Genomic DNA, 20,980 nt, shown 5'->3' with positions numbered 1-20,980 from the left:
GGGGTCTTACTCAGCGCCCGCCGGTCGGCACGGCGACGGCCGCGGTCGGCTTGGCGCCGGAGGCGGCCGGCTTGGCGTCGGCGGCGATCTTGTCCAGCGCCTCGCGCAACTGCGCCGGCGGCACGTAGCCACCGAGCTGGATGCCCTCGGAGGTCAGGATCATCGGCGTACCGGTCAGGCCGGCGCGCTGGCCGACGTTGTACTGCATGGTCACAGTGTTCTTGCAGTCCTTGGTCGGGATGCTCTGCTCGCTCTTGGCGTCGGTCAGGGCCTTGCGGCGGTCGGCCGCGCACCACACCGAGACCATCTTCTTGTAGTCCTCGCTGCCGATGCCCATGCGCGGGAACGCCAGGTACTCGACCGCGATGCCCTGACGGTTGTACTCGGCGATCTCGCTGTGCAGCTTGCGGCAGTAACCGCACTCGACGTCGGTGAAGATCGTCACCGTGTGCTTCGGATTGGCCGGAGCGAAAACGATGCGCTCGCTGGCCGGGATGGTCTTCAACAGATCCTTGCGCATGCCGGCGAGGCTGTTTTCGCTGAGGTTCTTCTTGGCCTGGGTGTCGAACAGCGCGCCGCCCGAGCCCGGCAGGAACAAGTAACGGCCGTCGTCGCTGACGTACACGACCTGGCCCTGGGCCAGCGCCTCGCGGAAGCCCGGCACCGGCGACGGGCCGACCTTGTCGATGCTGACGTTGGGATTGAGCTGGCGGATGGCCTCGACGGCCAGCGCATCGGCGCTGCCGGCCTTGACCTCCGGCGCCGAACCCTTGGCGGCCGCTGCAGTCTTGGCGGGGGCGGCCGGATCGCTCTTGGCGGCGGCGCCCTGCGGCGCCTGGGCACAGGCGGACAGGCTGATCGCGCCGAGCACGGCGAAAATGATGCGCTTCATCAATCGAATCCTTGGCGTTCTGAGGTCGGGGTCTTGGACCGCTCGACGAGGAATAGGTTCTACCGATTGTGGCACGGCCGGCCACGCGAACGCCGTTCCGCAACCGCAGTCACACGGCGAAGTGGCGAAGGGGGTCGCGGTTTGGGCTGCGGATGCCCGCGAAACGGGCTCGGGGCTGCCAAAGCTGCCGGGACTCCCGGACACGAGCGACTCACACAGATCGCCAATCGCCCGGCATCCAAGGGTAGGAGCGGCGCGAGCCGCGACCGCGCAACTGCGGACAGCAACGTGGGTTCACCCGTCACTGCGCCCCTACCCCTGTAGGAGCGGCGTAAGCCGCGACCGCGGGACTGGCTGCGACCGCACCGCCGCAGTCGCCGATCGAAGCTTCGGATTGTCGTGGGGGTAGGAGCGGCGCGAGCCGCGACCACGTAGTTGCGGACGGCGACGTGGGTTCCCCAGTCATTGCGCCCTACCCCTGTAGGAGCGGCGTAAGCCGCGACCGCGGGACTGGCTGCGTCCACACCGCCGCAGTCGCTGATCGAAGCTTCGGATTGTCGCGGGGGTAGGAGCGGCGCGAGCCGCGACCGCGTAACTGAGGCCTGCGGCGCCGGCCGGGGTCAGGCAAATGGCCCCAAACATGAGCGGCAGTGCCGCCTAGCGCTGCTCGGGGTACACGCTATCTGCCAGGACGTGCCCCGGCCCGGCGCAGGGGCGCCGGGCGTTCAGAGCAGCAGGCGGCAGTGCCGCCGGCCGCTTCGATGGGGTACTCGCGATCGGCCAGGACGTGCCCCGGCCCGGCGCAGGGGCGCCGGGCGTTCAGAGCAGCAGGCGGCAATGCCGCCTAGCGCTGCTCGGGGTACACGCGATCTGCCAGGACGTGCCCGGCCCGGCGCAGGGGCGCCGGGCGTTCAGAGCAGCAGGCGGCAGTGCCGCCTAGCGCTGCTCGGGGTACACGCGATCTGCCAGGACGTGCCCCGGCCCGGCGCAGCGCGCCGGGCGTTCGCCAAGCCCAGGCGGCAGTGCCGCCGGCCGCCTCGATGGGGTACTCGCGATCGGCTAGGACGTGCCCGGCCCGGCGCTGGGGCGCCGGGCGTTCAGAGCAGCAGGCGGCAGTGCCGCCTAGCGCTGCTCTTCACCCCCTCGGATGGTGCTTCGCGTGGAGGCGTTTGAGCTGCTCGCGCGCCACCAGGGTGTAGATCTGGGTGGTCGACAGGGAGCTGTGGCCCAGCAGCATCTGCAGGGCGCGCAGGTCGGCGCCGTGGTTGAGCAGGTGGGTGGCGAAGCTGTGGCGCAGGCCGTGGGGGCTGATCTTGGCCGGGTCGATGCCGGCGACGGCGGCGTAGCGTTTGACCAGGTGCCAGAACTCCTGCCGGCTCGGGGCCTCGCCGCTCGCCGCCAGGAACAGCGGCGCCAGCGCGCGTTTGCCGGCCAGTTGCGGGCGCGACTGCGCCAGATAGCGTTCGAGCCAGTGCTGGGCCTCTTCGCCGAGCGGCACCAGCCGCTCCTTGCTGCCCTTGCCGGTGACCCGCAACACGCCCTGGCGCAGGTTGACCGCGGTCGACGGCAAATTGACCAGTTCGCTCACCCGCAGGCCGGAGGCGTACATCAACTCGAGCATGGCGCGGTCACGCAGCCCGAGCGGCTCGTCCACCACCGGCGCCGCCAGCAAGGCTTCGATCTGGCTTTCGGCCAAAGCCTTGGGCAAGGAGCGCGGCAGCTTCGGCGGCGCCAGCAATGCGGTCGGGTCGTCGCTGCGCTCGCCGCGCCGCAGGCGGAAGGCATAGAACGCGCGCAAGGCCGACAGCAGGCGGGCGTTGCTGCGCGGCGAATAGCCTTCGCGGGTGCGCCAGGCCAGGTAATCGAACAAGGCCGAGCGGTCGGCATGGGCGATGCCGCTGCCATCGCGCCAACGCGCCAGGCCTTCGAGATCGCGGCGGTAGCTGTCGAGGGTCTGCTGGGCCAGGCCGTTCTCGGCCCAGATCGTGTCGAGGAAGGACTTGATCGCCGCATCGTCGGCGTCGCCCAAGGGCGGCAAGGCCATCGCCTGGCTGCGGCGTTCGGCGGGTGTACTGGCACTCATCGCCGCAGCTTAGCAGGCGGTCCGGCTGCCTATATCCTGATGCGATGAGCTCGAACGACACCTCCGCCGCCGATCCCGCACCCGCCAAGCCCGCCGCCCTGGTGGGCTGGCGCCTGTTCGCGTTGTTCTACGATTTTTGGCCGGTCGCGGCGCTGTGGCTGGTCGCAAGCGCGGCGTTCACCGTCGCCTACACCTTGTCCGGGCATGGGCAGCGCGAAAACATTCCGCCTTTCAGTGCGCTGCAATGGACGCTGTGGTTCGTGTGCTGGCTGATCGCCGGCGGCTACGCGATGCTGAGCTGGCGGCGCGGCGGGCAAACCCTCGGCATGCGTCCGTGGCGGCTGCGCGTGATCGGTGCCGACGGCGCTGCGCCGGCATGGCGGGCGCTGTCGATCCGCTATGCGGTCGGCACCCTGTCGCTGGCCGCGCTCGGCCTGGGTTTCTGGTGGGCCTGGTTCGATCGCGATCGCCTGACCTGGCACGACCGCGCGAGCGGGACGCGGATGCTGCGGGTGCCGAAGCGCCCGAAGTGAGTGCTGGCGGGGCGATTGCAGAGTCCTGCGAAGCCGCGGATACCGATATCGTCGCCACTGTAGGAGCGGCGCGAGCCGCGACCCAAGATCGCCGCGCTGCATAAGAACGGTGGTCACCTAAGCTTCCAATGGCTCTCGGCAGGTTTTAAATCGCAGAGTCCTGCGAAGCCGCGGGTACCGATATCGCCACCACTGTAGGAGCGGCGCGAGCCGCGACCAAGGGACATGTAGAGGCAGCACCGCCCGCGTCGATGATCGAAGCCTCGAACTATCGCGGGATAGGAGCGGCGCGAGCCGCGACCGCGTAACTGGAGGTGCCGGCGCCGGCCGAGTTCACGCAAGGGCTCCAGCCATGGAGTCAGTACCCCCGCCGCTTCGTTGGGGTAATCGCGATCTGACCCGACGTGCCCCGGCCCGGCGCGGCGCGCCGGGCGTTCGTCGAGAGCGCGAGCCAATGGCGAAGCTCCGTTGCGAGAACGCGTGAGCTGGTAGTTGCGGCCCCGGCCCGGCGCAGCGCGCCGGGCGTTCACGCAGTCCACGCGGCAATGCCGCGTGAGCGGACTGCGTTCACCCCGACCGACGTTTGAACAGGTAGGCCGAGACGGCCAGCATCACCACGGTCGGCGCGGCGTAGGCCAGGCGGAAGTCGAAACGGAACACCTTGGCCAGTTCGACGAACTGGGTCTGCAACTGCCAGAACAACAGCGCGAACACGATGCCGATGAACAAGCGTTTGCCCATGCCGCCGCTGCGCAGGCTGCCGAAGGCGAACGGAATCGCCGCCAGGCACAAGGTCAGCACGTTGAGCGGGTAGAACCAGCGGCCCCAGTAATAGGCTTCGAATTCGGCCGCATCGAGGCGGTTGCGCTCGCGGTCTTCGATCGCCTTGTGCAAGGCCTTGGCGCTGAGGTAACGCGGGCGGTTGCTGCCGCTCATCAACGCCGCGCTGTCGAGTTTGGACTGCCAACGCTCTTCGGCGACATGAACCTGCTCGGCCGACTTGGCCAGGAAGGTGGTGCGGGTGACGTCGCGCAACAGCCAGCCGCCGGGGCGGTGTTCGGCGATCTTGGCCAGCGCCAGCGACACCAGGCGCCCGTCCTGGCCGAACTGGTACAGGCTGACGTCGCGCAATTCCAGCCAGCGGTCCTGGCCCTCGCTGCGTTCCTGGCCCTGGCTGGCGCTGAGGATGACATCGCCCTCGCGCGCCCAGACCCCGGAATATTGAGCCACCACCTGGTTGTTGGACTTGGCCGCGGTCTTGAGCGCATCGGCGCGGCGCTGGCCTTCCGGCGCCAGGGTCTCGCCGTTGACCACCATCAGCAGGGTCAGCAGCGCGAGCGCGCCGGCCACGGCCAGGCTCAGGCGCCGCCGCGACAGGCCGACCGCGCGCAGCACGGTCAGCTCCGAGGTCGAGGCGAGCTGGCCCAGCGCCATCAGGGCGCCGATCACCGCCGCGTACGGGAACAGCGCGTAAGCGCGGCGCGGCACGGTCATGGCCATATAGGCCAGGGCCTGCATCAGGCCGTAGCGGCCCTTGCCGACGTCGCCGAACTCGCCGACCAGGCTGAGCATGAAATCCAGGCCGAGCAGCACCGCCCAGGTCAGCAGCACCGTGCCGAGCACGGTCTTGCCGACGTAAACGTCGTGGATCTTCGGGAACGGCTTCATCGGGCCACCCGCCTGCGCGCGACGCGGCCGTCGCGGAAATACAGCCAGCCGGCGACCGCCAACAGCGGCAAAGTCAGCCACCACAGGCCGAGGAAGGTCGGGATCTTGCCGTCCTCGATCCAGCCCTTGCCCATCATCATGAAGTTGTTGCCGATCAGGTAGGCCAAAAAGCCCATCAACACGCTGCCGTAACGGGCCTGGCGCGGGGTGCTGCGCGCCAGCGGCACCGCCAGCAGGGCGAAAGCCAGGGCCAGCAGCGGCGGTGCGATCCGGTAATGCAGCTGGGCCGCGGCCTCGCGGCGCGGATCGCCGAGCAACTGGGTGGTCGACATCATCTCGGGCAGGGACGGGTCGTAGCGGTCCTCGCTGGCCGGCAGCAGCACGTCGTTGCTGGCGTAGCGCATCAGCCGGTAGTTCAGGCCGCCGTCCTTCGGGCCCTCGACCTCGAAACCGTCCTCCAGGGTCAGATAACGGTCGCCGTTCGGGCGCACCGTCAGGTGGCCGGTCTTGGAGGTGGTGACGTCCTGACGGTCGGGCTTGTTGCGGTAGATGAAGATGCGTTCGAAACGGGTGCCGTCGTTGGACATCGCGCCGACGTAGATCACCCCGTTGTCGTTGGGCAGGCCGGTGAAGGCGCCCGGCTCCAGGCCGGCCACGACCAGGCTGCGGCTGGCCTCGTTGATCATCTCGCGCGAGGCGCGGTCGGCCCAGGGGCCCAGCCACAGCGAGCAGGCGGCGACCACGGCCACGATCGGCCCGACCACCATCAGCAAGGGCTTGAGCAGCCGGCGCGGGCCGACGCCGATCGAGGCGATCACCGGCATTTCCGAATCGCGATAGAGCCGGCCGATGCCCAGCATCAGCCCCAGCATCAACGCCAGCGGCAGGATCAGCGGCAGCCACTTGATCAGCACCAGGCCGAGCTGGAGCAGCATCAGCCCAGCCGGGACCTTGCCCTTGGCGATGTCCTCGAGCACGTCGGTGAAGGCGCCGCCGACGCTCACGATCAGCAGCACCACCAGGGTCGCGAAGACGGCCTGGGCGAATTCGCCAGTCAGGTAACGGTCAAGCTTGAGCATCGGGCTTCGGCATCGGGCAGGCTTGCTTTAAACTCGGGGGTTCGTTCGACGGCCGACCTGTCTGCTGGCGCTCCGGGATAGCCGGAGGCGCGAGGTCGAGGACCCAGGATGGCGGCACGGGCATCGAGCCCGGGGCCGACGCCCCGCAAAGCCGTTCGATTGTACGGACAAACTCTTCTTAGCTGCTGGGAATCTGTTGGATGACCCTCGAATTCGACCTGAACCGCGACGCGCTCGCGGCCGCTCAAACTGATTGCGTCGTGGTAGGCGCCTTCGCCGACAAGACCCTGACGGCTGCCGCGCGAACGCTGGATGAAGTCAGCGGCGGGCGCCTGACGGCTTTGCTCGAACGCGGCGACATCAGCGGCAAGACCGGCAAGACCTCCCTGCTCCACGACCTGCCCGGCGTGACCGCGCCGCGCGTGCTCGTGATCGGCCTCGGCGAGGCCGGCAAGTTCGGCGTCGCCCAGTACCTCAAGGCGGTCGGCGACGCCGCGCGCGCGCTCAAGGCCGGCCCGGTCGAGCATGCGCTGCTGACCCTCAGCGAAGAGCCGGTGACCGGCCGCGACGCCGCCTGGGCGATCCGCCAGGCCGCCATCGCCGCCGACCATGCCTGCTACCGCTACACCGCGACGCTCGGCAAGAAGAAAGACGAGCCCGGCCTGCGCAAGCTGTCGATCCGCGGCGACGATGCCACCGCCCTGGCCCAGGGCCAGGCGATCGCCGCCGGCGTCGCCTTCGCTCGCGAGCTCGGCAACCTGCCGCCGAACATCTGCAACCCGGCCTACCTGGCCGAGCAGGCGCAGGAATTCGCCGGCCGCTTCGACAACACCTCGTGCGAAGTGCTGGACCGCGAGCAGATGCAGGCGCTCGGCATGGGCTCGCTGCTCGCCGTGGCGCGCGGCTCGGCCAATCCGCCCAAGCTGATCGTGCTCAAGTACGACAACGGCGGCGACGCCAAGCCCTATGTGCTGGTCGGCAAGGGCATCACCTTCGACACCGGCGGCATCAACCTCAAGGTCCAGGGCGGCATCGAGGAGATGAAGTTCGACATGTGCGGCGCCGCCTCGGTGCTGGGCAGCTTCGTCTCGGCGGTCGGCATGCAGTTGCCGATCAACCTGGTGGTGATCGTGCCGGCGGTCGAGAACATGCCCGACGCCGACGCCTACCGTCCCTCCGACGTGCTCACCAGCATGTCCGGCAAGACCATCGAGGTCGGCAACACCGACGCCGAGGGCCGCCTGATCCTGTGCGATGCGCTGACCTATGCGCAGCGCTTCGAACCGCAGGCCCTGCTCGACGTGGCGACCCTGACCGGCGCCTGCGTGGTCGCGCTGGGCAAGTTCGCCACCGGCCTGATGAGCAAGGACGACGACCTCGCCGCCGAACTGACCAGCGCCGGCGAGCAGGTCTTCGATCGCGCCTGGCGCCTGCCGCTGTGGGACGAGTACCAGACCCAGCTCGAATCGACCTTCGCCGACGTCTACAACATCGGCGGCCGCTGGGCCGGCGCCATCACCGCCGGCTGCTTCCTGTCGCGCTTCACCGAAGGCCAGCGCTGGGCGCACCTCGACATCGCCGGCGTCTCCAACGAAGAAGGCAAGCGCGGCCTGGCCACCGGCCGTCCGGTCGGCCTGCTCTCGCAGTGGTTGCTCGAGCGCACCGCCTGACGATGAAGCGCAATGCGCTGATCCTCGCGGCGATCACCGGCCTGGCCAGCGGCATCTACTCGATGTCGCCGCTTGCGCAGGCCGGTTTCACCCTGGTGGATTGGCTGTTCGTGGCGCTGGGCATGTTCTGGATCTTCATGTGGCTGCATGGCGACCAGCAGGAGTTCGGCCATCGCCGCTCGCCGTGGATGAACATCGGCATCGTCGTGCTGGCGATGCTGTTCGTGCCGATCTACCTGGCCCGGACCCGGCCGGCGGGACGCAAGCTCAAGGCGGTCGTCGGGTTCTTCCTGCTGCTGCTCGGCTGGTTCGCCCTGAACATCGGCGGCGCCCTGCTGGGCTATTTCGTTTTCGGCGGCTCGGCCGCATATACCGGTTGATACCCGCCCATGGCCCGCGCTGATTTCTATCTGATCCAAACGCCGCGCTTCAAGGAACAACCGCTGCGGTTGGTCTGCGAACTGGCGCGCAAAGCCCACGACGCCGGCCTGCCCACGCTGATCCTGGCGCGCAACGCCGAACAGGCCGAAGCGCTCGACGACATGCTGTGGGACATGGGCGAGGATGCCTACATCCCGCACCAGATCGCCGGCGCCGACCTCGACGAGGAAGAAGCCGACGTGCTGATCGCCGCGCCCGAGGCCGACGCGCCGTTGCGGCCGCTGGTGATCAACCTGCGCGACGCCCCGGTGCGCGACGGCTTCGACCGCGTCCTGGAAGTGGTCCCCGCCGACGACTCCGCGCGCGGCCCGCTGCGCGAGCGCTGGAAGCAATACCAGGCCCGCGGGCTGACGCTCAACAAGCACGATATGTGAGGAAGGCCGGGATTGGGGATTCGGGAGTTGGGATTCGCGAAGCGGATCCGCCCAGTTCCGACCGGCCCTGTGATCTGTAAGTTTTTGCTCTTCGGCTGTTGCTTCAACCAATCCCAAATCCCGAATAACGAATCCCGGTTCTTATGTCCCTCGCCTCCAGCTACGACCCCAAGCAGTTCGAAGCCCGCCTCTACGAGCAGTGGGAGAGCAGCGGCGTATTCAAGCCGCGCGGCGAGGGCCAGCCCTATACGATCCTGCTGCCGCCGCCCAACGTCACCGGCACCCTGCACATGGGCCATGCGTTCCAGCACACCCTGCAGGATGCGCTGATCCGCTATCACCGCATGCGCGGCTATCGCACCTTGTGGCAGATGGGCACCGACCATGCCGGCATCGCCACGGAAATGGTGGTCGGCCGCAACCTCGCCATCGAAGGCAAGGGCGAGACCCGCGACTCGCTGGGCCGCGACAAATTCATCGAGAAGGTCTGGGACTGGAAGCAGCAGTCCGGCGGCACCATCGAGCGCCAGATGCGCCGCCTCGGCGCCAGCGGCGACTGGTCGCGCAGCGTGTTCACCATGGACCCGATGGCCTCGGACGCGATCACCGAAGCGTTCGTGCGCCTGCATGAGAAGGGGCTGATTTACCGCGGCCAGCGCCTGGTCAACTGGGACCCGGTGCTGAAGACCGCGATCTCCGACCTGGAGGTGGCCAACGAGGAAGAGAACGGCCACATGTGGTCGATCCGCTATCCGTTGGCCGACGGCGCGAGCTACGAATACGTCGAGCGCGACGCCGACGGCAACGAAACCCTGCGCGAAATCCGCGACTACGTCGTGGTCGCCACCACCCGCCCGGAGACGATGCTGGGCGATACCGCGGTGATGGTGCACCCCGAGGACGAACGCTACGCCGCCATCCACGGCAAGTTCGTCGATCTGCCGCTGACCGGCCGCCGCATTCCCGTAATCACCGACAGCTACGTCGACCGCGAGTTCGGCACCGGCGTGGTCAAAGTCACGCCCGCCCACGACTTCAACGACTACGCGGTGGGCCAACGCCATTCGCTGCTGTCGATCAACATCTTCGCGCCCGACGCATCGGTCTGGACGCTGTCCGGCCCGACCGCGCTCAAGCACGTGCTGTCTTCCGCCGACCCGGACTTCGCCAAGATCGATCGCGACGCCTGCACGCTTCAGCAGAATCAATACGCGGACGACTTTTCGCTGTTCGCCGATCAGGGCATCGCCGCGATCGTCGAGAAGTACATCCCGGCGGCGTATCGAGGCCTCGATCGCTTCGAAGCGCGCAAGATGATCGTCGCGGACCTGGATGTCGCCGAACTGCTGATCCAGATCGAACCCCATCGCCTGCAGGTGCCGCGCGGCGACCGCAGCGGGCAGGTGATCGAGCCGTATCTGACCGACCAGTGGTTCGTGAAGATGGACACCCTGGCGCAACGCGGACTCGAGCTCGTCGAGTCGGGCGAGGTGAAGTTCGTCCCGGCGAACTGGATCAACACCTACCGCCATTGGTTGGAGAACATCCAGGACTGGACGATTTCGCGTCAGCTCTGGTGGGGCCACCGCATCCCCGCCTGGACCGTTCGCTCGGGCGAATCGGATTTCACGCCGCTGATCGGGGACATAGTCGCCCGGACGGAAGCGGACGCCGAGGTCGCCGCTCACGCGAAGCTGCTCGGCTCGCTCGGTCGCGACAACTACGAGCAGATCAAGGATCGGATCGAGTTGACTCAAGACCCGGATGTGCTGGAAACCTGGTTCTCCTCGGCCATGTTCCCCTTCAGCACGCAAGGCTGGCCGAACGAAGACAAGATGGGCGAACTCGGCTTCGACATCGCGCTGCCGACCAGCGTGCTGGTGACCGGGTTCGACATCATCTTCTTCTGGGTCGCGCGCATGATCATGATGACCGACGAGCTGGTCGGCCGCGTGCCGTTCCGCGACGTCTACATCACCGGCCTGGTCCGCGACAAGGATGGCCAGAAGATGTCGAAGTCGAAGGGCAACATTCTCGACCCACTGGACCTCATCGACGGCATCACCGCCGAGGCCTTGGTCGCCAAGCGCACCACCGGCCTGATGAAGCCGCAGGACGCGCCGAAGATCGAAAAGGCCACGCGCAAGGAATTCCCCGACGGCATCCCGGCCTTCGGCGCCGACGCGCTGCGCTTCACCATGACGGCGCTGGCCGGCCCCGGCCGCGACATCAAGTTCGACCTGGGCCGCGCCGAGGGCTACAAGAACTTCTGCAACAAGCTGTGGAACGCGACCCGCTTCGTGTTGATGAACACCGAAGACGCGAGCTTCTCGGGCGCGCCGCAGCCGAAGACCGACGCCGAACGCTGGATCCTGGCGCAGTTGGCCAAGGCCGCGGCCGAAGCCGAGACCCATTTCGCCGCTTACCGTTTCGACCTGCTCGCACAGACCTTGTACGAGTTCGCCTGGAACGCGTTCTGCGACTGGTTCGTCGAACTGGCCAAGCCGGCGCTGCAGGGCGACGACGCGGCCGCCGCCGACAGCACCCGCCACACCTTGCTGTACGTGTTGGAACGACTGCTGTCGCTGCTGCACCCGCTGATCCCCTTCGTCACCGAAGAGCTGTGGCAACAGGTCGCGCCCAAGCTCGGCATCGCCGAGACCACGGTGATGCTGCGCCCGTATCCGCAGGCCAGCGACCTCGGCGCCGACTACGCCCAGGCCGAAGCCGACGTGGAATGGCTGAAGGCCATGGTCTCGGCCCTGCGCAGGGTGCGCAGCGAGCTCAACGTTTCGCCGCAGAAGAGCGTGGGCCTGCTGCTGGCCAAGGGCGATGCCGCAGATCGCGATCGCGCCGCGCGTTTCGGCTCGCAGCTGCGCTTCCTCAATCGCCTGGACGGCATCGAGTTCATCGGCGATGCGAACGATGCGCCGCCCGCGGCCTCGGCCGTGGTCGGAGAACTGACCCTGCTGGTTCCGCTCGAAGGTCTGGTCGACCTGGGCGCCGAACGCACGCGCCTGGACAAGGAGATCAAGCGCGTCGCCGGCGAAATCGGCAAATGCCAGGGCAAGCTCGCCAGCGAGACCTTCGTCCAGAACGCCCCCGCCGCCGTGGTCGAGCAGGAGCGCAAGCGCCTGGTCGACTGGAACGTGCAGTTGGAAGGCCTGACCGCGCAGCGCACCAAGCTGGGCTGAGCGGGTCCGGCGGCGTTGCGCTGCCGCTTGCGAGGATAAAGCCGTGGCCTAGCCACGGCTTTTTCTTTGCGGGGAGATTTGAGCGAAAGGCAGAAGCAAATCCCCCCTGCCCCCCTTTTCCAAAGGGGGGAAAGGCTTCGGAGATTCTTGGTGGTAATCGGCGACGCGCGAGGCGGATACCGAACCGCAACGTAGAAACCCAGCCCATCTCCGGCCTCACCACTCCCGAAACCGAAACCCGGTCGTGCATCCCCCCTTTGGAAAAGGGGGCAAGGGGGGATTTGCTTTGCTCTACCCTGCCAACTCCGGCCGACCGCCCAAGGCCTTCCAGCTCACCAACCCGCAACTCCAGCCCTTGCGGCGCCGTAAGCCGGCAACCTAGGCTGGAACTTCTGGCCCTGGGGAAGCGGAAGCCATGCGACTCGTCCTGCTGCTAAGCGTCTGCCTGCTGGCGACGCCGGCGTTCGCCCAGAATTGCCCACCAGCGGGCCACACCGCGGCGTCCTTGCAGGCGCTGAAAGCGCACCAGTTCGCCCTGCCCGATGCGGCGGAAAAACAAGCGCTGGCCACCGGCCTGATCGGCTGCCTGTCCGCCCCCGATCCAGAGCTGCGCGATGGCATCGCCTTCGAAGCCCTGAGCCAGTGGCTGCGCACCGGCGACTTCGACGCGAATGCGTTGCGGACGATGCGCGACTCGCTGTATGCATCGCTCGACGGCGAAGACCCGCAAGGGTTCGGCAAACCGTTCGCGGCCCTGGTGCTGTCGGAACTCGCGCGCACCGACCGGATCAAGCCGTGGATGGCGACGCAGGAAAGAGTGGCGATGGTCGAACGCGCCGCGGCCTACGTCGAATCGGTACGCGACTACCGCGGCTATGGCGAAGGCGAAGGCTGGCGGCACGGCGTCGCCCACGGCGCCGACTGGCTGATGCAGCTGAGCTTGAATCCCGCCCTGGAACGCGCGCAGTACCAGCGCATCCTGACCGCGATCGCATCGCAGGCGGTGCCGCGCAACGGTCATGCCTATGTGTTCGGCGAACCCGAGCGCCTGGCCCGACCGCTGTTGTTCGCGGCCCAACGCGGCCTGCTGTCGGCCGAGGATTGGCAGGCGTGGTTCGCCGCTTTATCGGCGAAGGTCGGCAAGCTCGACCGCACCGACTACGCCGGCTGGCTCGGGCGTCGCCACGATCTGACCGCGTTTCTGAGCGGTCTGTATGTGCAGGCGGATCAGAGCGAAGACGCTGCGATCCAGGCACTGAAGCCGGCGATCCTGGCGGCCTTGAAACCGGTGCAGTAACCGCGCGCGGCGCGACCGCCGTCGCCGCTTATTCCTCGGCGAACAACTCGATCGCCATGACCAGCGCGTCCTCGCGCCCGCCGCGCGCCGGGTAGTAACGGGGGCGGCGGCCGATCTCGTTGAAGCCTTCGTTGTGGTACAGCGCGATCGCGCCGGTATTGGACGGCCGCACTTCCAGGAACACGCGCTCGGCGCCGCGGCCGCGGGCGATATGGACCAACGCGCGCAGCAGCTTGCGGCCATAGCCGTGGCCGTGCGCTTCCGGCGCCACGCAGACGTTGAGCACGTGCGCTTCGCCGGCGGCCACGCTCATCAGGAAGTAACCGATGATGCGTTCGCCCTCGGACAGCACCCAGGCCGGATAGTCGGCGCGCAGGCAGTCGCGGAAGATGCCCGGGGTCCAGGGGAACTCGTAGGCGCGGATCTCGATGGCATGGACGACGTCGAGGTCGTCCTCGCGCATCGGCCGCAGCGCGGCCGGCGCCGTGCCCGGATCGAACTCGGACGCCTGTGCGCTCACCTCGCCGCGCCCCCGCGCCGCAGGGCGCGCAACTGCGGCCACAGCGCGCGCTTGGCGGCGGCATCGCCGCGCAGCGCCTGCGCATCGAACAATGCCAGCACCGCCGGATCGTCGGCGCCGCGGCGGGCGGCGCGCAACACCGCACGCAGCAAGGCGCTGTCGGCGCCCGTCGCTCGCACGGGAGCGACCGGGCGCGCCGGCTCGGCGCGCTGCGCCGTCGCGACCGCTTCCCTCGAAGCAGCCTGCGCCGCCGGCACAGATGCCTCGCGTGCAACGACCGGCGCCTCCTCGACCTTGTCCGAAGCCAGCTTCATCACCGAGTGGCCCATCGCCTGCAGCCATTCGCGCTGCTCGGCGCTCCACAGCGCGCTCATGGCGGGCCGGCCTCGGCCGGCGGCATGCGGCGCAGGCGCCGATACGCGGCATGGACCGGGCCGGACAGCGCGTACGGGGCGAAGATCGCCAGCAGCACGCGCGGCGGGTCGATCGCGATCGCGATCACCACCACCACCACGATCAGGATCGCCAGGAACGGCACCCGGTCGTTGCGCGGGCCGCTGCCCTTGAAGCTGAAATAGCGCATGCGGCTGACCATCAGCAGGCCGGCCACCACGGTCAGCGCCAGCGCGGCGTAGCGCAGTTGCTCGCCGACCAGGTCGAAGCTGTGACAGGTCCAGACGAAGCTCGCCACCAGTCCGGCCGCGGCCGGGCTGGCCAGGCCGATGAACCAGCGCTTGTCGACCTGACCGACCTGGGAATTGAAGCGGGCCAGGCGCAGGGCCGCGCAGGCGGCATACAGGAAGGCGCCGATCCAGCCGATCTTGCCGGGGATGACGCCGTCGAGCTTGGTCGACTCCAACGCCCAGTGATACATCACCAGGGCCGGCGCCAGGCCGAAGCTGATCAGGTCGGCCAGCGAGTCGTACTGGACCCCGAATTCGCTCTGGGTGTTGGTCAGGCGCGCGACCCGGCCGTCGACGCCGTCGAGGATGGCGGCGATGAAGATCGCCATGCAGGCCTCGTCGAAGCGGCCCTGGGTGGCGGCGATGATCGCGTAGAAGCCGGCGAACAGGCCGCCGGTGGTGAACAGGTTGGGCAGCAGGTAAATGCCGCGTCCGCGCGGGCGGGGCGTGTGATGGGGTTCCATAACTGGGAAGTGTAGCGCTTGCCTGTGCCTCGGCAGGATGCTGCAATCGTCGCTTCCCCCGCTCGACCGGCTTTACGCCGTCCGTTCCGTTTGCCTGCCTCGGAGCTTCGCTATGCCCTGCCCGTCCCGCCACTCGCTATTTCGCGCCTTTCCGGCGCTCGCCGCCAGCGCGGTCCTGTTCGCCCTGCTGGCCGCGCCGGCGGCCGCCACCGAGCTGTACCAGTGGAAGGACGCCAACGGCGTCACCCACTACTCCGATTCGCCGCCGCCGAACCAGGGCGGGGTCAAGAACCGCGTGATCAAGAACAAATCCGGCACCGCCACCTCGGCCCAGTCGGCCACCGAGGACAGCCCGGCCGAGAACGCCCAGTGCACGACCGCGCGCGGCAACCTCAAGCAGTTGCAGAGCTCGGCCTCGGTCGGCGTCGACGCCAACAAGGACGGCAAGCCCGACAACGTCCTCGACGCGCAGCAACGCGCGGCCCAGGTCCAGCTCGCCGAATCGGCGGTCAAGGCCTATTGCATGCAGCCGGCGGCTCCGGCCGTGGCACCTGCCTCGACGCGCCCGTCGACCGCCAAGCAGGGCGACGCCTGATCCCGGCGGCCTGATGCTCCCGGCAGCCCGACCGGGCCGCCTCTCCCGCCCCGGACCGGCCCCCGCCGCTCCGGGGACCGGCCCGACCCACCCCGGCGGACGGAGCCACCGCCTCGGCATGGCAAACTGTTCGCTTTCCACGTACGCGAACCCCAGCCGATGCGTCTGTCGCAATTCCATCTCCACACCAGCAAGGAAACGCCCGCCGAAGCCGAAATCGTCAGCCACAAGCTGATGCTCAAGGCCGGCATGATCCGCAAGCTCGCCGCCGGCCTGTACACCTGGTCGCCGCTGGGCCTGCGCGTGCTGCGCAAGGTCGAGCGCGCGGTGCGCGAGGAGATGAACGCCGCCGGCGCGATCGAAGTGCTGATGCCGTCGGTGCAGCCGAAGGAGCTGTGGGAAGAGACCGGGCGCTGGGAGAAATTCGGCGGCCAGTTGCTGAAGATCCAGGACCGCAAGGAAGCCTGGTACTGCTACGGCCCGACCCACGAGGAAGTCATCACCGATTTCGCCCGTAACGAACTGGCCAGCTACAAGCAGCTGCCGGTCAATTTCTTCCAGATCCAGACCAAGTTCCGCGACGAGATCCGCCCGCGCTTCGGGGTGATGCGCGCACGCGAGTTCCTGATGAAGGACGCCTACTCCTTCCATCTCAGCGACCAGGACCTGGATCGCGAATACCGCAACATGTACGACACCTACAGCCGCATCTTCACCCGCCTGGGCCTGAAGTTCCGCGCCGTGTTCGCCGACACCGGCGCGATCGGCGGCAGCGCCTCGCACGAGTTCCACGTGCTGGCCGATTCGGGCGAGGATGCGATCGCGTTCTCGGACGGTTCGGACTACGCCGCCAACGTCGAACTCGCCGAAGCGGTGGCGCCGCATGCGCGCGCCGCGGCCGCCGAAGACCTGCGCAAGCTCGACACGCCGACCCAGAAGACCTGCGAAGACGTCGCCGCGCTGCTGGGCATCGCCCTGGCGCGCACGGTCAAGTCGGTCGCGATCGTCGGCGCCGATGGCGAAGGTAAGCCGCAGTTCGTGCTGGCGCTGGTGCGCGGCGACCACGTGGTCAACGAGATCAAGCTGTCCAAGCTCGCCGGCCTGGCCGAGTACCGCCTCGCCACCGAAGCCGAGATCCTCGAACACCTCGGCGCGCAGCCGGGCTTCCTGGGCCCGCTCAAGCCGGTAAAGACCATCCGCGTGATCGCCGACCGCAGCGTCGCGGCGATGCACGATTTCGTGGTCGGCGCCAACGAAAACGGCTACCACCTGGCCGGCGTCAACTGGGGCCGCGACCTGGCCGAGCCCGACGAGGTCGCCGACATCCGCAACGCCGTCGCCGGCGATCCCTCGCCCGATGGCCAGGGCACGCTCGGCATCGCCCGCGGCATCGAGGTCGGCCACGTGTTCCAGCTCGGCCGCAAGTACGCCGAAGCGATGAAGCTGACCGTGCTCGACGAAACCGGCAAGGCCGCCACGCCGGCGATGGGCTGCTACGGCATCGGCGTGTCGCGCATCGTCGCCGCGGCGATCGAGCAGAACCACGACGACGCCGGGATCGCCTGGCCCGAGGCGATGGCGCCCTGGCAGGCGGTGGTGTGCATGATCAATCCCAAGAACGACGCCGCGGTGACCGAAGCGGCGCAGGCCCTGTATCGGGAACTGCTGGCGGCCGGCGTCGACGCCGCGCTCGACGATCGCGGCCTGCGTCCCGGCGCGATGTTCGCCGACATGGAATTGATCGGCATCCCGCACCGCGTGGTGGTGTCCGAACGCGGCCTGGCCGCGGGCAGTTTCGAATACCGCCACCGCCGCGCCAGCGAAGCCGAGAATCTCGACCGCGCCGCGGTGTTGGCGCGGATCGGCGGATAAGCCCGGGCGATTACTTTCCCGCTTACCTCCCCGCCCCAAGGAACATAAGTCGGGCGAGGTAAGTCGCAGGAGGTAAGTCGGGCTCGTCCGCCGCCGGCGCGACCGGCCCCGATCGATTATCCGCAGCGACCCGAATACGGCCCGCCCGTACGGTGCGCGCGGTTTATGGCAATTACATGGCAAACCGCGCCCCGCACCCGACGGCACGACAGGACGGGGCCGCGGCGAGGCCTGTCCCGCCTAGTACCTTGGTGCAGTTAGCGCAGCGGCCAATACCCGATTACATTAATCCACGCGTCGACGGCGAACCCGATGGATTCGCCCCCTATAAGAACGCGAATATCTGCACGGACCTTCGGCACATTTACGCGGAGTGAATGTGCCTTTACTATTCCGCCGCGCGCCAGGGACTGGCCAAAATCCGAACCCACTCCCCGGAGGCTCCATGTCGATCGATCTCTCCACGTTGTCCGCGAAAGAACTCGAGTCACTGATCAGCCAGGCCAAGAAGCGCAAGACCACCCTCAATAAGCGCAAGCCCATTGCTGCGGTGCGCAAGAAGGTCGCGCAGGTGCTCAAGACCGAGGGATACACCCTCGAAGAATTGTTCGGCAGCGCCGCTCCCGCCAGCCGCGCCACCAAGGCCACGAAAGCCGCCAAGCCCGCCGCCGCGGACCGCAAGGCCCGCAAGCCGCTCGGCAAGGTCGCGCCGAAATACCGCAACCCCGGCAATACCGCGGAAACCTGGACCGGCCGCGGCAAGCAGCCGCGCTGGCTGGCCGCGTACATCGCCGCGGGTCGCAAGATCGACGATTTCCTGATCAAGTAATCGGCGATACGCAGCGAAGAGGCCGGCCCTGCGCCGGCTTTTTTGTGGGCGGGAAAATCCTGGGGCGGGCGTAGGATCGGCGGAGATCTGGCTCGCCGCCTCGGAAAACCGATCGCCGCAAGCGAATCGCCGAGCCGGCCGGGCTCGCGCCGCGGCCCCCGAACGGGGCACTACGGCCTGCGCGGATTGGCGTTCCCCGGCCGGGCTTAGAGATTCCGCCGCGCCGGCAGCAGCAGATTGCCGAATATCAGGCCGGCGATCAGCGCCAGCAGGATATTGAGCACGGCCAGTACGGCGTCCTGGCCGACGTGGACGTCCTGTTGCTGGATCATCGACAGCAAGCCGCGCAGGCTGACGCTGCCGGGGACCAGCATGATGATGCCGGGTACGCGGATGATCGCCCCGGGCCGATTACCCCAGCGGGCGTAGGCATTGCCGACCGCGGTCAGGGTCAGCGCGGCGAGGAATATCCCGGCCGGGCTGCCCCAGGCCAGGCCGACGAAACGCGAAATCAGATAACCGCCGGCGGCGGCCGCCATGACCTTGGGATAATCGCTGCGATGGGCGCGGAACAGCACCGCGAACGCGTAGGCGGCTACCGCTATCCCGCACCATTCGACCCAGGCCTCCTGCGGACGCGAGGCGCGGATCTGCGGCTGCAGGCCGATCAGATCGGTCAGGTACAGCGCGATCACCGTGCCGACCGCGAGTTTCACCACCGTGGTCAGGGCGCCGGCGAAGCGCGCCGTGCCCGAGACCAGATGCTGGCTGGTCAACTCGTTGACCGCATTGGTCAGGGCCAACCCGGGCAGCAACACGATCAGCGAGGCGATGATCACCGTGTTCTGGTTCAAGGGCGCGATGAAACTGGCGACCAGCACGGTCATGCTGGCCGCGAACATCGCCGCGATCGCTTCCAGCGCTTCCTTGAAGCGCGGACGCGAGCCGGAAATGTCGACCAGCAGGCCGATCATCAGGCCGTTGACCGCAGCCACGCCGATATCCAGCCACGGCAGCCGCAACAGGCTCGCGACCGCGCCGGCGGCCAAGCCATACGCGACCACCTGCATGGCGCGCCAGCGCCTGCTGCGCGGCCGGTCCAATTGTTCGAGCGCGGCATGGCCGGCGGCGAGGTCGAGACGGCCGGCCATGACCTCTTCAGCGATGCGGTCGGTTTCGCTGAGCCGGTACAGATCGTTCTCGCCGGGCGGCAGGCGGATCACCCGCGTGGTATCGCTGTCGCCGAGCGGCCGGTTGGGATCGCTGAAGGTCAGGATCAGGCCGGTCGGGTTGGACCACGGCTCACATTCCAGGCGCAGCTTCTGCGCGACCGCCGTCACCGCCCCTTCCAGGCGCTGGGCGGTGGTGCCGTAACTGTGCAGCCGCTCGGCCAGCTCGACGACGAAGGCGATGCGGGCGGCATAGCTGGTGGCGCTGAGCGGATGCGGGGTCGACATAACGGCGAAGCATCGCATGAGCGCGCGCCGCTGGGCAGACGGGCCGCGCGACCGGGCTCGGGCCTCGGTCAGCCGGCGTTGCACGCGACACTCACCTTGCCGTCCCTAGCCTGTATTCTCCGCCCGAGGCTCTATGACCGCATCGACCACGCACGCGCCGGAAATCACCGCCGATGGCCAAGCGCCCTCGCGGCTACGCCTTTCCGGTTGCTGGACGCTCGAGCACGCGATCCAGATTTCCGAAGCCCTCAAGAGCGCCCCGGAAGGCGCCACGCAGATCGACGCCAGCGGCGTCGAACGGCTCGACTCGGTCGGCGTGCTGCAGCTGATGCGCTATGCGCGCCGGCACGAGCTCGATTTCGATACCGCCTTCACCTTCCACGACAGTCACCGCGCCCTGGTCAGCGCGATCGAGGACGTCGCCGACGAGCGCCCGAAGAAGAAGCGCGAGTACGGCTTCCAGGCCGCGCTCGCGCGCCTGGGCTTCGCGGTCACCGATAACTGGAAGGAAGTCCTGGCCCTGGTCGCCTTCTTCGGCGAAACCCTGGTCAAGATGCTGCGCCTGTTCAAGGAACCGGGGCGCTTTCGCCCGACCGCCACGGTCCACCACATGGAGCAGGTCGGCCTGGACGCGGTGCCGTTGATCGCACTGCTGTGCTACCTGGTCGGCGCGGTCGTGGCCTTCCTCGGCTCGACCATCCTCAAGGACTTCGGCGCGACCATCTTCGTGGTCGAGCTGGTCAGCATCGCCTTCCTGCGCGAGTTCGGCGTGCTGCTGACCGCGATCGTGCTGGCCGGCCGCACCGCCAGCGCCTTCACCGCCCAGATCGGCGCGATGGTCAGCCGCGAAGAAGTCGATGCCATCCGCACCCTCGGCATGGACCCGATCGACCTGCTGGTGATCCCGCGCGTGCTCGCCCTGCTGGTGATGCTGCCGCTGCTGACCTTCATCGCCATGGTCGCCGGCCTGCTCGGCGGCCTCACCGTCGGCGCCTACGGCCTGGACATTCCGCCGCAGCAATACCTGGCGCGCATGCACGACACCATGCAACTGCGGCATTTCCTCGTGGGCTTGTCGAAGGCGCCGATTTTCGCCCTGCTGATCAGCCTGATCGGTTGCCTGGAAGGCCTGCAGGTCGAGGGCACCGCGCAGTCGGTCGGCGAACGCACGACCTCGAGCGTGGTCCAGGCGATCTCGCTGGTGATCGTGCTCGACGCCTTCTTCGCGATCTGGTTCATGGAGATGGGCTGGTGAAGCCGGGATTGGCGATTCGAGATTCGGGATTGGTGAAAAGCCAAAGCCGTGCGCGGCCGCGTTCGCCGCAGGAG

Annotated in this window: 18 protein-coding genes; 10 read left to right on the top strand and 8 right to left on the bottom strand. The window is 68.1% G+C overall.

The genetic code is table 11. From position 1 onward, the window contains the following. Positions 1-10 precede the first annotated feature (10 nt). Positions 11-892 (bottom strand): DsbC family protein, encoded by an 882-nt coding sequence (locus tag ACKN61_RS05390; RefSeq protein WP_408952636.1) that lies wholly within the window; start codon positions 890-892, stop codon positions 11-13. A 1,135-nt stretch (positions 893-2,027) separates the two neighbouring features. Beyond that, positions 2,028-2,975 carry a site-specific tyrosine recombinase XerD gene (gene xerD, locus ACKN61_RS05385; RefSeq protein WP_408952635.1) on the bottom strand — a complete coding sequence of 316 codons (948 nt, stop codon included), beginning with the start codon at positions 2,973-2,975 and terminating at the stop codon, positions 2,028-2,030. A 44-nt stretch (positions 2,976-3,019) separates the two neighbouring features. Between xerD and ACKN61_RS05380 the strand changes: the two genes are divergently transcribed. Further along, positions 3,020-3,508, top strand: a complete 489-nt coding sequence (locus ACKN61_RS05380; RefSeq protein WP_408952634.1) for an RDD family protein — start codon at positions 3,020-3,022, stop codon at positions 3,506-3,508. Between the two features lie 567 nt (positions 3,509-4,075). Here ACKN61_RS05380 and lptG read toward each other — a convergent pair. Continuing rightward, the gene (lptG, locus tag ACKN61_RS05375; RefSeq protein WP_408952633.1) at positions 4,076-5,176 is read right to left on the bottom strand and encodes an LPS export ABC transporter permease LptG; all 1,101 of its coding nucleotides are present in this window, start codon (positions 5,174-5,176) and stop codon (positions 4,076-4,078) included. Continuing rightward, a complete protein-coding gene (lptF, locus tag ACKN61_RS05370; RefSeq protein WP_408952632.1) occupies positions 5,173-6,255 on the bottom strand; it encodes an LPS export ABC transporter permease LptF in 1,083 nt (360 codons plus the stop codon). The genes lptG and lptF overlap by 4 nt, the downstream gene beginning before the upstream one ends. A 200-nt stretch (positions 6,256-6,455) precedes the next feature. Here lptF and ACKN61_RS05365 point away from each other — a divergent pair, with 200 nt between their 5' ends. From ACKN61_RS05365 to ACKN61_RS05345, 5 genes are all read left to right on the top strand, one after another. After that, a complete protein-coding gene (locus tag ACKN61_RS05365) occupies positions 6,456-7,925 on the top strand; it encodes a leucyl aminopeptidase (RefSeq protein WP_031371546.1) in 1,470 nt (489 codons plus the stop codon). A gap of 2 nt (positions 7,926-7,927) precedes the next feature. Further along, entirely contained in the window at positions 7,928-8,305 is a 378-nt protein-coding gene (locus ACKN61_RS05360; protein ID WP_223619705.1) for a hypothetical protein, read from the top strand. Positions 8,306-8,314: 9 nt separating this feature from the next. Beyond that, complete coding sequence (locus ACKN61_RS05355) at positions 8,315-8,740, top strand: DNA polymerase III subunit chi (RefSeq protein WP_408952631.1); 426 nt, start codon at positions 8,315-8,317, stop codon at positions 8,738-8,740. A 143-nt stretch (positions 8,741-8,883) separates the two neighbouring features. Beyond that, a complete protein-coding gene (locus tag ACKN61_RS05350) occupies positions 8,884-11,934 on the top strand; it encodes a valine--tRNA ligase (RefSeq protein WP_408952630.1) in 3,051 nt (1,016 codons plus the stop codon). Between the two features lie 415 nt (positions 11,935-12,349). After that, a complete protein-coding gene (locus ACKN61_RS05345; RefSeq protein WP_408952629.1) occupies positions 12,350-13,231 on the top strand; it encodes a DUF2785 domain-containing protein in 882 nt (293 codons plus the stop codon). Between the two features lie 28 nt (positions 13,232-13,259). Here the strand turns inward: ACKN61_RS05345 and rimI are convergent, their stop codons facing one another. Genes rimI through pssA form a run of 3 tightly spaced genes read right to left on the bottom strand, consistent with a single transcriptional unit; the run spans position 13,260 to position 14,898 of the window. Then, on the bottom strand, positions 13,260-13,694 hold the full coding sequence (gene rimI, locus ACKN61_RS05340; protein WP_408953762.1) for a ribosomal protein S18-alanine N-acetyltransferase: 435 nt from the start codon (positions 13,692-13,694) through the stop codon (positions 13,260-13,262). 53 nt (positions 13,695-13,747) lie between these two features. Next, on the bottom strand, positions 13,748-14,125 hold the full coding sequence (locus ACKN61_RS05335) for a hypothetical protein (RefSeq protein WP_408952628.1): 378 nt from the start codon (positions 14,123-14,125) through the stop codon (positions 13,748-13,750). Beyond that, on the bottom strand, positions 14,122-14,898 hold the full coding sequence (gene pssA / locus ACKN61_RS05330; protein ID WP_408952627.1) for a CDP-diacylglycerol--serine O-phosphatidyltransferase: 777 nt from the start codon (positions 14,896-14,898) through the stop codon (positions 14,122-14,124). Before pssA ends, ACKN61_RS05335 begins: the two co-directional genes overlap by 4 nt. A 112-nt stretch (positions 14,899-15,010) precedes the next feature. On the opposite strand from pssA, the gene ACKN61_RS05325 reads away from it, so the two are divergent. The 3 genes from ACKN61_RS05325 to ACKN61_RS05315 all read left to right on the top strand — a co-directional run bounded on the left by ACKN61_RS05325 (position 15,011) and on the right by ACKN61_RS05315 (position 18,194). Continuing rightward, positions 15,011-15,493: a DUF4124 domain-containing protein gene (locus ACKN61_RS05325; protein ID WP_408952626.1), complete on the top strand. Its 483-nt coding sequence runs from the start codon at positions 15,011-15,013 to the stop codon at positions 15,491-15,493. Between the two features lie 159 nt (positions 15,494-15,652). Then, positions 15,653-17,365 carry a proline--tRNA ligase gene (locus ACKN61_RS05320; protein WP_408952625.1) on the top strand — a complete coding sequence of 571 codons (1,713 nt, stop codon included), beginning with the start codon at positions 15,653-15,655 and terminating at the stop codon, positions 17,363-17,365. 445 nt (positions 17,366-17,810) lie between these two features. Beyond that, complete coding sequence (locus ACKN61_RS05315) at positions 17,811-18,194, top strand: H-NS family nucleoid-associated regulatory protein (RefSeq protein WP_408952624.1); 384 nt, start codon at positions 17,811-17,813, stop codon at positions 18,192-18,194. 206 nt (positions 18,195-18,400) lie between these two features. Here the strand turns inward: ACKN61_RS05315 and ACKN61_RS05310 are convergent, their stop codons facing one another. After that, on the bottom strand, positions 18,401-19,651 hold the full coding sequence (locus ACKN61_RS05310) for a threonine/serine exporter ThrE family protein (protein ID WP_408952623.1): 1,251 nt from the start codon (positions 19,649-19,651) through the stop codon (positions 18,401-18,403). A gap of 133 nt (positions 19,652-19,784) precedes the next feature. Here ACKN61_RS05310 and ACKN61_RS05305 point away from each other — a divergent pair, with 133 nt between their 5' ends. Then, on the top strand, positions 19,785-20,906 hold the full coding sequence (locus ACKN61_RS05305) for an ABC transporter permease (RefSeq protein ID WP_408952622.1): 1,122 nt from the start codon (positions 19,785-19,787) through the stop codon (positions 20,904-20,906). Positions 20,907-20,980 lie beyond the last annotated feature (74 nt).

This window comes from Lysobacter sp. Hz25 (genome assembly GCF_046097045.1).
GTDB classification, from domain to species: domain Bacteria; phylum Pseudomonadota; class Gammaproteobacteria; order Xanthomonadales; family Xanthomonadaceae; genus Lysobacter; species Lysobacter antibioticus_B.
This window is presented reverse-complemented; position numbering and strand designations above follow the sequence as displayed.